This is a genomic window from Shewanella sp. GD03713 (assembly GCF_029843705.1).
In the GTDB taxonomy this organism is placed as follows: domain Bacteria; phylum Pseudomonadota; class Gammaproteobacteria; order Enterobacterales; family Shewanellaceae; genus Shewanella.
In genome coordinates this window covers 3,620,652-3,632,942 of record NZ_JAOCIW010000001.1, presented here as the reverse complement: position 1 = coordinate 3,632,942, position 12,291 = coordinate 3,620,652, and the positions used below count along the sequence as shown (strand labels likewise).

Here is a 12,291-nt window from a genome sequence, read left to right as displayed (position 1 = left end):
ACCTCTCCCTTAATTATAGGTAGAGGAGGGCATTTGCTACGGGAAGAAGTAAAATAATATGCTAGAAACCATTGTAAATTTTTTGAACGCACTGCTCTGGGGCAAATTGCTCGTATACGGACTGGTGGGTGCGGGTCTTTATTTCACCTTACGACTTGTTTTTATTCAACTTACGCATTTCAAACACTCTCTTAAAGTGATGACCATGAGCCGTCAAGGTTGCGAGAGTGGTCTGTCTTCATTCCAAGTCTTTTGTACCAGTATGGCGGCCCGTGTGGGGGCTGGAAACATGGCTGGGGTGGCAGTGGCTATTGGCGCAGCTGGACCTGGCGCTGTATTCTGGATGTGGCTTATTGCCATGTTGGGCATGGCAACCGCCATGGTGGAGTCGACTCTTGCGCAAGTATATAAAGTGCGTGACACCAACGGTCAATTCCGCGGCGGCCCTTCCTATTATATGGAGAAAGGGCTTGGTCAGAGATGGATGGGAGTGTTGTTTGCTTTCTTCCTGATCATTGCCTTTGGTCTGGTGTTTAACGCGGTGCAAGCGAATACCATTACGGGGGCAATGGAGCGGGTGTTTGGCTTCAATCCAACCTATGTGGGTATTGGGTTAGTGATAGCCAGTGGCTTTGTGATTGTCGGTGGGTTACGTAAAGTTGCTCGAGTGTCTGAGTTTATCGTGCCTATCATGGCGCTGGCTTATATTCTGATCGCTTTCATTATTGTGCTTTTCAACTTAGAACAGTTACCCGCTGTGATAAGTCTTATCGTAAAGAGTGCTTTCGGTTGGCAAGAGGCTGCGGCGGGCGGTGTTGCTTATACTGTCGCACAAGCCATGCAAGCGGGGATTGCCCGTGGTCTGTTCTCAAACGAGGCGGGGATGGGGAGCGCAGCAAACGTCGCGGCCAGTGCGTCACCGAATCCTAACCATCCAGCATCCCAAGGTTTTGTGCAGATGATGGGAGTGTTTGTCGATACCATCGTTATCTGTACTGCAACTGCGGCGATTATTTTACTTTCAGGCGATATCGGTTCTAGTGAAGACGGCATTCGTCTCACCATCAATGCGATGTCAAACCACGTTGGAGACTGGGGCGGCGCCTTTATCGCGATAGCTATTTTCCTATTCTGTTTTACCTCTATCATTGCTAACTATTCCTATGCGGAAACCAATGTGATGTTCTTGACGGGCAACAGCACTAAGGCGTTACCGCTATTCCGTCTGTGCGTATTGGGCATGGTGATGTTTGGTGCTGTGGCTAAAATCAGCTTAGTGTGGAACTTAGCTGACGTGTCTATGGGGCTGATGGCCACGGTCAATATCATTGCATTGCTGTTGTTATCGGGCCTCGCGATTCGGGTTATTAATGATTACTGTGAACAATTGAAAAGTGGCAAAATGCCTGAGTTCGATCGCAGTAAGTTCCCTGAGTTAATGGAACAACTCGATGATGGTATTTGGCAGGATAATAGTGCTAACGAGCAGGCGAAAACGCGTACAGAATCTGCGCTTAGTCGCTAAACTCAAGTTCACTGATTAGCGCTATCGGAAAAACCACGTCATCCGTACGTGGTTTTTTTATACCTGTTCAGTATCATAGTGGCGTATTTTATTTGTTGGAGCGTGTTAATGTTGATTTTGGTTTCACCGGCGAAAACCCTAGATTTTGAGCAACCTCCTTTGACTCAAACCCATACTCGGCCCGATTTTTTAGCTTATAGCCAAGAACTCATTCAAGTCTGCCAACGGTTAACCCCGAGTGACATTGCAACATTAATGAAGGTGAGCGATAACATCGCGGGCTTAAATGCCGCGCGTTTTGGTGAGTGGACGCCCGACTACAGTATTGCCAACGCCAAACAGGCGATTTTTGCGTTTCGGGGGGATGTGTATACGGGGTTTGATGCCGATACGTTGACGCCTGAACAGCTCGAACGTACTCAGTCACAATTGCGTATTTTATCTGGGCTCTATGGTTTACTGCGACCCTTGGATTTGATTTTACCTTACCGTTTAGAAATGGGGACTGCGCTTGCCAATCCTAAAGGTAAGAATCTCTACGATTTCTGGGGCAATATTCTCACCGAAGCGGTCAATCGTGCCGTTTCAGAGCAGGGGGATGAGCTGATAATTAACCTTGCATCAAATGAATATTTTAAAGCGGTTAAACCAAAGCAATTAACTGGGCAATTAATCACTCCAGTATTTAAAGATTTTAAAAATGGCCAATATAAAGTCATCAGTTTCTTTGCGAAAAAAGCGCGGGGAATGATGGCAAGATATATCATTGATCAGCAAGTCAGTTCGATTGATGAATTAAAAGCGTTTAATGTGGCAGGTTATTACTACAGTGAAGAATTGAGTAAACCGAATGAGCCAACATTCTTGCGTGAAGCGCAGTAACCTATTACGGTTTAAATAAAAAGAGCAGCTTAGGCTGCTCTTTTTATGAGTGAATGATTTACTTATGAGGCTTATTTCGATTCAGTGCTAATGGGGGTTAACACTAAATTCGAGTTTGCCATGATATAAGCAAATTGAGCGTACGCTGCCACATTTTGTGCCAGTGCCTTAGGGTCTATTTTATCTAAGGTATCGTTAGGTGTGTGGTGATAATCGAAGTAATCGTGGCCATCCTGTCTTAATGAAGCTACAGGTACGCCTAATGCGGGCAGCATTGAGACATCAGGCCCACCCGAGGCTTGGTTATTGCCGAGGGCAACACCGTTGTATGTCATTGGTTTTATGCTCTCTTGAACTTTGGCGAAAACGTTGTCACTTACCTTAGTGTCGATTTGATAAATCGGGCCAGCGCCAAAGTCCGATTCGGCAGCAATATAATGCAGAGGTAGCTCGGCTTTGTGCGCTTCAGCATAAGCCTTGCCTCCCACTAAACCAATTTCTTCGGCAGCGAAAAATACCACTCGCACAGTTCGCGCGGGCTTTTGCGGAAGATCTTGAATATGTTTTGCTGCTGCCGTCACAATGGCAACGCCTGCGCCATCATCAATCGCGCCTGTACCTTCGTCCCAAGAATCTAAGTGAGCACCAATCAGAACAATTTCGTTGGGTTTACTACTGCCAGTGACTTCTGCAATCACATTGTAGGATGTGTTGGTGCCTAAATCCTTTGGTGACATATGTAGTTCGAGCACCGCGTTTGGATCGCGTTTTAACATCGCATCTACTAAGTCTGCATCGGGATTAGACATCGCTGCGGCTGGGATTTTAGGCACGCCATCTTGATAACGCATCACACCAGTGTGCGCCATGCGGTCATGATCTGTGCCAATTGAGCGAATGACGATTGCTACGGCTCCCTTTTGTGCGGCTGCGACTGCGCCTTTTGAGCGGCCGCCGACACTTTTGCCATAACCTTCACCTGTTATGTGACGTTCGGTCTTTTGATCGATAAAGGCAATCTTGCCTTTTACATCTTCTGGATTTGCCGCTTGTAGTGCCGCAAGGCTATCAAAACGAGCAATTTTGGCTTGAATGCCTTCGGCTGGCGTGGCAATACTGCCCCCTAAGGCTGTTATCACTAAAGGCTGTTCTACCGGCGAGATCATCTTGGCTTTGGCTTCACCGCGTTCCCAAATCGGAACTTGTACAGGCTCTTTATAAACCTTATCAAACCCAAGACTTGTTAACTTATTCATTGCCCAGTTCACGGCAATTATGTCTTTTGGGCTACCAGCTAAGCGTGGGCCGACTTCTACAGTGAGGGATTCGACTATGTCATATCCCAAGGATGACGCTAATGCGGTTTGTTGCAATTGAGCTGGAATATCATTTTTTACGGGTGTTTCTACGTGAGTTTGGCAGGCGCTCAAACCGCCAATAAATAGCCCAGTTATTAGTGTTGTTTGGTAGGATTTCATAGGTTTCCTTTATTTTTATTAAGCATGTCCCATTTTTGAAAACAATCTAGCAAAAAGTGTGCTTTATGTCCCGACTATATCTGTAAGGCAACGCTATATTAGCGCAGGGGTTAGTTTTAGGAGAAAAAGTGCGTAATGAATATTGAATTGATGCAGGAGCGAGCCGATCATGCCGTAGTGCTATTAAAAGCACTCGCAAACGAACGCCGTTTATTTATCCTTTGTTATTTATTGAACGAAGGTGAAATGTGCGTTGGCGAAATGAATAAAAAATTAGGCTTAAGTCAATCGGCACTATCACAACACCTTGCTTGGTTGCGCAAAGATAATTTAGTAACCACACGCAAAGAAGCGCAAACCGTATTTTATTCGCTTAAGAGTGATGAAGTGCGTGAGATGATCCATCTACTGAACAATATTTATTGTCATTAATGGTAATCATCAGATATAAAAAAACCGGCAATTGCCGGTTTTTTTTATTTACTAAGACAATTAAGCAGCTAGTGCTTTGATCTTAGCGTTCAAACGAGCCTTATGACGGGCAGCTTTATTCTTGTGAATAAGGCCTTTAGTCGCCATACGGTCAACGATTGGTTGTGCAGCAGCGAAAGCTTCAGTTGCTGTTTTGTGATCGCCAGCTTTGATAGCAGCGATTACTTTTTTAACGTATGTACGTAACATTGAGCGACGGCTGGCGTTATGCTGACGACGCTTTTCAGATTGAAGCGCGCGCTTCTTTGCAGACTTGCTATTAGCCAAGGTGCAACTCCTAAAAACTGGATTTGATACTTTTAAAGGCCGAGGAATATGCCTGCATTTAGTCACTTTGTCAATGACTATGATTGAATAATCATCATAAAGATAAATTAATTCAACCCGCCTTGGCTATCTTCAACCCAACTCGTGTAATATGTGGCGCAATTCTAACAGCTATTGCCGCAGTGTGACAGAGCCTGAGTCGATTTTTTGAGATGAATCACCTAATCCATTCGATGTAGGTCTGGGGGACGTTTGAGTAAAAAATTATTGAAATCTGGCATGATTGTTAGTGCTATGACGTTGATTTCTCGTGTTTTAGGTTTGGTTCGAGATGTAGTCGTTGCCAATTTAATGGGGGCAGGGACAAGCGCCGACGTTTTTTTCTTCGCCAATAAAATTCCTAACTTTTTACGTCGATTATTTGCCGAGGGCGCTTTTGCTCAGGCATTTGTTCCCGTATTGACCGAATATCAGGAAAAACACACTTCGGATGAAACTCGAGAGTTACTCAGTAAAGTGGCGGGGACCTTAGGGCTCTTGGTGACCATTGTGACTCTTATCGGTGTCATCGCATCCCCCGTATTGTCGGCCTTATTTGGTGGCGGCTGGTTTGTGGCTTGGCTTAACAATGAGCCCGATGGTGCCAAGTTTGAGCTGGCAACCGTTGTGCTTAAAATCACCTTCCCTTATTTATGGTTTATCACCTTTACCGCGTTAGCGGGGTCCATCCTAAATACTCGTGGGCGTTTTGCGGTATCAGCCTTTACCCCAGTATTCTTAAACGTGGCCATTATTGCGGCGGCGATGTTTTTTGCGCCGACTTCTTCCCAGCCTGAAATTACCTTGGCGTGGGGTGTGTTCTGTGGCGGTTTAATTCAGTTTTTATTCCAGATCCCCTTCCTATTTAGAGAAAAGGCTCTCGTTAAACCGTCATGGGGCTGGAAACACCCTGGGGTCGTGAAGATTAGAACCCTGATGATCCCTGCGCTTTTTGGTGTGTCAGTCTCACAAATCAATCTGTTATTCGATACTTTTATCGCTAGTTTCCTGATGACGGGCTCTATTAGCTGGTTGTACTATTCGGACCGTTTATTGGAATTTCCACTCGGTTTGTTTGGTATTGCCATTGGCACAGTGATTTTACCAGCTTTATCTCGAAATCATGTGAATGCTGAAGGTGATGGCTTTGGTAAGACCATGGATTGGGGCATCAAGGCGATTCTTTTATTAGGATTACCCGCCATGATGGGGTTGATTGTGCTCGCCCAACCTATGTTGATGGTGCTGTTTATGCGCGGCGCCTTCTCTATCCAAGACGTTGAGATGGCATCCTACAGCTTGATGGCCTATGGCAGTGGTTTACTCAGCTTTATGCTAATTAAAGTGTTAGCGCCTGGATATTACTCGCGTCAAGACACTAAGACTCCTGTGCGCTACGGCATTATCGCCATGATCACCAATATGGGCTTTAACTTGATCTTTGCTATTCCCTTTGGCTATGTCGGCTTAGCGATTGCGACATCGATGTCGGCATTATTGAATGCCACTCTGTTATATCGCGGCCTACACAAGGCGGGTGTTTACCGAATTTCTAAACCAACAATGGTGTTTTTCCTTAAAGCCGTGGTTTCGACAGCCTTGATGGTGGTAGTCTTGTACTACTTCTTACCTTCACAATCTCAATGGTTGGAATGGCAGTTGGCTGGGCGTGCTAAGGCTTTGATTGGTTTGATTGCTGTTGGCGCTATGACGTATTTACTTGGCTTATTGGCGTTAGGAATTCGTCCTTGGTCAATGAAACGGGGAGTTTGATTGCTGATTCTTATCGTTAGCTGTTATATAATCAGCCGATTTGCGCTTGGCAGTTGTCTTAAGTTATGGAATTAATCCGCGGTATACATAACATTTTGTCATCTCACCATGGCTGTGTGCTGACGATAGGTAATTTTGATGGCGTGCATCGCGGCCATGCACAGGTGATTGCCAATCTGGTGCAAAAAGCCAAGCAGCTCTCATTACCTCCGACAGTGATGACATTTGAGCCTCAACCACAGGAGTTATTCCGTGGTGAGAATGCCCCCGCACGTCTGAGTTTATTGCGGGACAAAATCATCCTGTTAGATGAATTAGGCGTTGAACGGTTAGTGTGTGTTAACTTCAATCGTGCCTTTGCAGACCAACCGGCGGAGCATTTCATCGAAGAACTGCTGGTGCGCAAGCTCGGGGTTAAATACCTCGTCGTTGGCGATGACTTTTGCTTCGGTCAAGGCCGAAAAGGTAATTTTGAAATGCTGATGCAGGCGGGAGCTCGTTATGGCTTTACCGTGGTTAGCACTCAAAGTTTTATGGTGGGCTCGCAACGGGTGAGTTCGACCGCGGTAAGAGAACAATTGGCTAAAGGGAACCTTGAGCAGGCAAGACGCCTACTCGGTCATCCCTTTACCTTAAGCGGCCGCGTGGCCCATGGCCAAAAAATTGGCCGAACCATAGGTTTCCCCACCGCCAATATTGCCCTCAAACGCAATGTGGTGCCCGTGCGCGGGGTGTTTGCGGTGAAACTCTATTGGGATGAGAGCGATATTTATGAAGGGGTTGCCAACATTGGTTTCCGCCCGACCGTAAATGGTCAAGTTTGTCAGCTTGAGGTGCATCTTTTTGATTTTGAAGGTGACATTTATGGCAAGCATGTTGAGGTTGAGTTAGTGGCAAAACTTCGCGATGAACAACCCTTTGATTCATTGGATGCACTAAAACAACAGATTTTGAATGATGCAAATGAGGCCAGAGCTTTATTTGGTAACGATGCAGGCTGATATTTATCAGTTTAATTAACGGTATAGGATCAATGAGCGACTATAAATTTACTTTGAATTTGCCGGAAACTGAGTTTCCGATGCGTGGTAATTTGGCAAATCGCGAGCCAGAGATGTTAGAGCGCTGGACGAAAGACGGTCTGTATCAGCAGATCCGTGATAGCCGAATTGGCCGCACACCTTTTATTTTGCATGACGGCCCACCGTATGCGAACGGCAGTATTCATATTGGTCACTCAGTCAACAAAATTCTTAAGGACATTATTGTTAAGTCAAAAACCATGTCAGGTTTTGACGCGCCTTATGTGCCTGGTTGGGATTGCCACGGTCTGCCAATCGAACTGAAAGTTGAGCAAAAAGTCGGTAAGCCTGGTCAAAAAATTTCTGCGGCCGAATTCCGTGAAGAATGCCGTAAATATGCCGCCGAGCAAGTCGATGGCCAACGTGCCGACTTTATTCGTTTAGGCGTGCTGGGTGATTGGCAAAAGCCTTATTTGACGATGGACTTTGCTACCGAAGCCAATATCGTACGCTCTTTATCTAAAGTGATTGAAAACGGTCACTTACATAAAGGTGTTAAGCCTGTTCATTGGTGTACAGACTGTGGTTCTGCCCTTGCCGAAGCCGAAGTGGAATATGAGGATAAAACCTCTCCCGCTATCGATGTGGCCTTTACTGCGACTGATAGCAAAGCTTTAGCCGCTCAGTTTGGTGTAAGCGATTACTCACATCCTGTCGCTATGGTGATTTGGACTACCACCCCTTGGACGCTGCCAGCTAACCGCGCGTTATCTATCAGCCCTGAGCTTGATTACAGCTTGGTTGAATTTGCGAAAGAGGGCGCGACTCACGCAGTTATTCTGGCCGATGTGTTAGTTGAAGCTTGTATGACGCGTTACGGCGCCGAGAGCCACAGCGTGTTAGGTAAAGTTAAAGGTGCAGCACTTGAGCTGGTTCGCTTTAAGCATCCATTCTTAGCCTTTGACGTACCTGCGATTTTAGGTGACCACGTGACGACTGACGCTGGTACGGGTGTGGTTCACACGGCACCTGGTCATGGTCAAGACGACTTCGTGGTTGGTCAAAAATACGGCTTAGAAGTGGCAAACCCTGTTGGCGATAACGGCGTTTACAAACCAGACACTGAGTTTTTTGCCGGTCAACACGTATTTAAAGCAAACGACAATGTGGTTGCACTCCTGAAAGAAAAAGGCGCGCTATTACACCATGTTGCGTACCGTCACAGCTATCCACACTGCTGGCGCCATAAAACGCCCATTATCTTCCGTGCTACGCCGCAATGGTTTATCTCTATGGATAACCAAAATCTGCGCAAGCAAGCATTAAGCGAAATTGAGCAGACTCAGTGGATCCCTGACTGGGGCCAAAGCCGTATCGAGAAGATGGTTGAGAATCGCCCTGATTGGTGTATCTCCCGTCAACGTACTTGGGGTGTACCAATTACCTTATTCGTACACCGCGAAACTGAAGAGCTGCACCCTAACAGCGTGTCGTTAATGGCACGTGTAGCCAACCGCATTGAGCAGGAAGGCATTCAAGCTTGGTGGGATCTCGATGCTGCCGAATTACTGGGTGAAGAAGCCGAACAATACCGCAAAGTGACCGATACCTTAGACGTATGGTACGACTCAGGCTCAACCTTTGCTTCTGTGGTAGGCGCGCGCCCAGAGTTTCATGGTCATGGTGTCGATTTATACCTTGAAGGTAGCGACCAACACCGTGGTTGGTTTATGTCATCACTGATGATTTCTACCGCTATGACTGGCAAAGCACCTTATAAACAAGTGCTGACCCACGGCTTTACCGTTGATGGTAAAGGTCGCAAGATGTCTAAATCTATCGGTAACGTCATTGCGCCGCAGCAAGTGACCAACAAGTTAGGTGCGGATATTCTGCGTCTTTGGGTTGCTGCAACCGACTACAGCGGTGAAATGACAGTATCGGATGAAATCTTAAACCGTAGCGCCGATGCTTATCGCCGTATTCGTAACACTGCTCGTTTCTTACTGGCGAACCTTAATGGCTTCGACCCAGCTAAGGATTTAGTGGCTGTAGAAGATATGGTGGCGTTAGACCGCTGGGCGGTGCGACGCGCGGCAGCGCTGCAGCAAGAAATCATTGAAGCTTATGAGCAATATAACTTCCATATTGTGACGCAAAAGCTGATGCAGTTCTGCTCGGTTGAGCTGGGTAGCTTCTACTTAGACATCATCAAAGACCGTCAATATACCGCTAAGCAAGAGGGCCATGCCCGCCGTAGTTGCCAATCTGCACTGTTCCACATTGCTGAGGCGATGGTGCGTTGGATTGCGCCAATCCTGAGCTTTACTGCCGATGAAGTGTGGCAATTACTGCCAGGTCAACGTGATGCTTATGTGTTTACCCAAGAATGGTACCAAGATCTGCAATCTATCACTTTAGATACTGATTTAAGTGATGCGTACTGGGAAAATCTGCTGACTGTGCGTAACGAAGTCAACAAGGTTATCGAGCAAGCGCGCCGCGATAAACGCATTGGTGGCTCCTTAGAAGCCGAAGTCACGCTGTTTGCCGATGCTGCTTTAACTGAGCAGTTAACGCACATTGGTGATGAGCTGCGTTTCGTCCTGTTAACTTCAGAAGCCAAAGTATTGCCATTGGCAGATGCGACAAGCGATGCCGTTGAAACTGAATTGGCTTCATTGAAGTTAGTGGTAAATGCAACAACAGCAGAGAAATGCGAACGTTGTTGGCACCATAGGGAAGAAGTGGGCACGATTGAGGCTCACCCAACGCTGTGCCATCGCTGCGTAACCAACATTGAAGGTGACGGCGAAGTTCGTCTGTTTGCGTAAAGGATCTGTATGCCATTAACTTGGAAAGACAGTGGCTTACGTTGGTATTGGGTAGTTGTATTGGTGTTTTTGGCCGATCAACTATCCAAACAATGGGTCTTAGCCAATTTTGATTTGTTCGAATCGGTGAAGTTATTACCTTTTTTTAATTTCACCTACGTACGTAACTATGGCGCCGCATTTAGTTTTTTAAGTGAAGCGGGCGGTTGGCAACGTTGGTTATTTACCTTAGTGGCTGTTGGTTTCAGTACCTTGTTGACTGTGTGGCTGCGAAAGCAATCGGCATCCCTCTGGAAGTTAAACTTGGCTTACACCTTAGTGATCGGTGGCGCCCTAGGTAACTTAATCGATCGATTGATGCACGGCTTTGTGGTGGATTTTATCGATTTTTATTGGGGTAAGAGCCATTATCCTGCCTTTAATATCGCCGATTCCGCGATTTTTATCGGCGCCGTGCTGATCATTTGGGATTCGTTTTTTAACAGCAAATCCGAACAAGATAAAACCGAAGAGGTGAAGTAGTGACTGTGACACGTTCGTTATTGTGCCATATGAATATTGTGCTTGAAGATGGTTCGACCGCCGATAGTACTAAAGCCTCGGGTAAGCCAGCACGCCTTAATATCGGTGATGGTACTTTAAGCCCTGCATTTGAAGCGCAACTTGTTTCCTTGAATGAAGGTGATAAACACAGCTTTACGCTTGAAGCGGTCGATGCGTTTGGTGAGTCAAATCCCGATGCGATTCATTATATGGATAGAACCCGCTTTCCAGCCGATATGGAGCTTGAAGTTGGCGTTATCGTCAGTTTCGCAGGCCCAGGCGGCAGTGAGATCCCCGGAATTGTGCGTGAGGTTGCGGGCGATTCGATTACGGTCGATCTCAATCACCCTCTAGCGGGACGCAAAGTGACATTTGAACTCGACGTGGTGAAGGTATTGTAAGATGAAATTAGATCCTACCAGCCCAAGTTTAAATATTATGCTGGCCAATCCTCGCGGCTTTTGTGCTGGTGTGGATCGCGCCATTAGTATTGTCGAGCGCGCACTCGAGTTATTTTCGCCGCCGATTTATGTTCGCCATGAAGTCGTGCATAACCGCTATGTAGTGCAAAACCTGAAAGATCGTGGTGCCGTTTTTGTTGAAGAGTTAGACCAAGTACCGGATAACAATATTGTTATCTTCAGTGCTCATGGGGTTTCTCAGGCGGTACGTGCCGAGGCTAAGGCGCGTGGGTTGCGAGTTTTCGATGCGACTTGTCCATTAGTCACCAAAGTGCATTTGCAGGTTACTCGTGCGAGCCGCAAGGGGATTGAATGTATTTTGATTGGCCATGAGGGACATCCAGAGGTGGAAGGCACCATGGGGCAATATGATAACCCTAATGGCGGTGTTTATCTGATTGAATCTCCTGCGGATGTCGAAACTTTAGAAGTTCGTGATCCAAATAACCTCTGCTTCGTGACTCAAACGACGCTCTCGGTAGATGATACCCTCGATATTATCACCGCATTGCAAAAGCGTTTTCCTTCGATTGAAGGTCCGCGTAAGGATGATATTTGTTACGCGACGCAAAACCGTCAGGATGCAGTGCGGAACTTATCGGCCGATGTGGATTTATTGATTGTGGTCGGCTCGAAAAACAGCTCTAACTCTAACCGTTTGCGTGAATTGGCATTAAAGACGGGGACTCAGTCTTATCTAGTTGATACCGCGGATGATATCGATTCATCTTGGTTTGAAAATGTGACTAAAGTTGCGGTGACCGCTGGCGCATCGGCACCAGAAGTACTGGTTCAGCAAGTGGTTCAAGCGATCGCGAAATTAGCACCGAGTGTCGTCACCGAAGTTGAAGGGCGTAAAGAAGATACCGTCTTTGCGGTGCCTGCGGAATTACGCTAGTTCATTCTAATCAATGTGATGAATCAAAAGAGGCCAATGGCCTCTTTTTTATTATCAAAATTCACCAAATACAAACA

11 protein-coding genes are annotated in these 12,291 nt (G+C 46.5%); 9 read left to right on the top strand and 2 right to left on the bottom strand.

The genetic code is table 11. From position 1 onward, the window contains the following. Positions 1-58: 58 nt before the first annotated feature. Both N5E87_RS15945 and yaaA read left to right on the top strand, forming a co-directional pair. On the top strand, positions 59-1,525 hold the full coding sequence (locus N5E87_RS15945) for a sodium:alanine symporter family protein (RefSeq protein WP_126511742.1): 1,467 nt from the start codon (positions 59-61) through the stop codon (positions 1,523-1,525). A 108-nt stretch (positions 1,526-1,633) separates the two neighbouring features. After that, positions 1,634-2,407: a peroxide stress protein YaaA gene (gene yaaA, locus N5E87_RS15940; RefSeq protein WP_279775384.1), complete on the top strand. Its 774-nt coding sequence runs from the start codon at positions 1,634-1,636 to the stop codon at positions 2,405-2,407. A 71-nt stretch (positions 2,408-2,478) separates the two neighbouring features. Here yaaA and N5E87_RS15935 read toward each other — a convergent pair whose 3' ends face one another. Beyond that, positions 2,479-3,885 (bottom strand): M28 family metallopeptidase, encoded by a 1,407-nt coding sequence (locus N5E87_RS15935; protein WP_279775383.1) that lies wholly within the window; start codon positions 3,883-3,885, stop codon positions 2,479-2,481. Positions 3,886-4,020: 135 nt separating this feature from the next. Between N5E87_RS15935 and N5E87_RS15930 the strand changes: the two genes are divergently transcribed. Then, positions 4,021-4,317, top strand: coding sequence for a metalloregulator ArsR/SmtB family transcription factor (locus N5E87_RS15930; protein ID WP_006084975.1), 297 nt, complete (start codon positions 4,021-4,023; stop codon positions 4,315-4,317). Positions 4,318-4,377: 60 nt separating this feature from the next. On the opposite strand, the gene rpsT is transcribed toward N5E87_RS15930, so the two are convergent. After that, positions 4,378-4,644 (bottom strand): 30S ribosomal protein S20, encoded by a 267-nt coding sequence (gene rpsT, locus N5E87_RS15925; RefSeq protein WP_011623708.1) that lies wholly within the window; start codon positions 4,642-4,644, stop codon positions 4,378-4,380. Between the two features lie 252 nt (positions 4,645-4,896). Here rpsT and murJ point away from each other — a divergent pair, with 252 nt between their 5' ends. The 6 genes from murJ to ispH all read left to right on the top strand — a co-directional run bounded on the left by murJ (position 4,897) and on the right by ispH (position 12,214). Beyond that, on the top strand, positions 4,897-6,456 hold the full coding sequence (gene murJ, locus N5E87_RS15920) for a murein biosynthesis integral membrane protein MurJ (protein ID WP_279775382.1): 1,560 nt from the start codon (positions 4,897-4,899) through the stop codon (positions 6,454-6,456). 65 nt (positions 6,457-6,521) lie between these two features. Next, complete coding sequence (gene ribF / locus N5E87_RS15915) at positions 6,522-7,457, top strand: bifunctional riboflavin kinase/FAD synthetase (protein ID WP_011623706.1); 936 nt, start codon at positions 6,522-6,524, stop codon at positions 7,455-7,457. A gap of 32 nt (positions 7,458-7,489) precedes the next feature. Continuing rightward, positions 7,490-10,312: an isoleucine--tRNA ligase gene (gene ileS, locus N5E87_RS15910; protein WP_086903846.1), complete on the top strand. Its 2,823-nt coding sequence runs from the start codon at positions 7,490-7,492 to the stop codon at positions 10,310-10,312. Between the two features lie 9 nt (positions 10,313-10,321). Further along, positions 10,322-10,834, top strand: a complete 513-nt coding sequence (lspA, locus tag N5E87_RS15905) for a signal peptidase II (RefSeq protein WP_011623704.1) — start codon at positions 10,322-10,324, stop codon at positions 10,832-10,834. Further along, on the top strand, positions 10,834-11,256 hold the full coding sequence (fkpB, locus tag N5E87_RS15900) for an FKBP-type peptidyl-prolyl cis-trans isomerase (protein WP_011626961.1): 423 nt from the start codon (positions 10,834-10,836) through the stop codon (positions 11,254-11,256). Before lspA ends, fkpB begins: the two co-directional genes overlap by 1 nt. Position 11,257: 1 nt before the next feature. Continuing rightward, positions 11,258-12,214: a 4-hydroxy-3-methylbut-2-enyl diphosphate reductase gene (gene ispH / locus N5E87_RS15895; RefSeq protein WP_011623702.1), complete on the top strand. Its 957-nt coding sequence runs from the start codon at positions 11,258-11,260 to the stop codon at positions 12,212-12,214. Positions 12,215-12,291: the final 77 nt, after the last annotated feature.

Bases quoted from the DNA above. Each gene is read 5' to 3' on its own strand.
- N5E87_RS15945 (WP_126511742.1), top strand. From the start codon at position 59: ATGCTAGAAACCATTGTAAATTTTTTGAACGCACTGCTCTGGGGCAAA.
- N5E87_RS15930 (WP_006084975.1), top strand. From the start codon at position 4,021: ATGAATATTGAATTGATGCAGGAGCGAGCCGATCATGCCGTAGTGCTA.
- yaaA (WP_279775384.1), top strand. From the start codon at position 1,634: ATGTTGATTTTGGTTTCACCGGCGAAAACCCTAGATTTTGAGCAACCT.
- N5E87_RS15935 (WP_279775383.1), bottom strand. From the start codon at position 3,885: ATGAAATCCTACCAAACAACACTAATAACTGGGCTATTTATTGGCGGT.
- ribF (WP_011623706.1), top strand. From the start codon at position 6,522: ATGGAATTAATCCGCGGTATACATAACATTTTGTCATCTCACCATGGC.
- ileS (WP_086903846.1), top strand. From the start codon at position 7,490: ATGAGCGACTATAAATTTACTTTGAATTTGCCGGAAACTGAGTTTCCG.
- ispH (WP_011623702.1), top strand. From the start codon at position 11,258: ATGAAATTAGATCCTACCAGCCCAAGTTTAAATATTATGCTGGCCAAT.
- lspA (WP_011623704.1), top strand. From the start codon at position 10,322: ATGCCATTAACTTGGAAAGACAGTGGCTTACGTTGGTATTGGGTAGTT.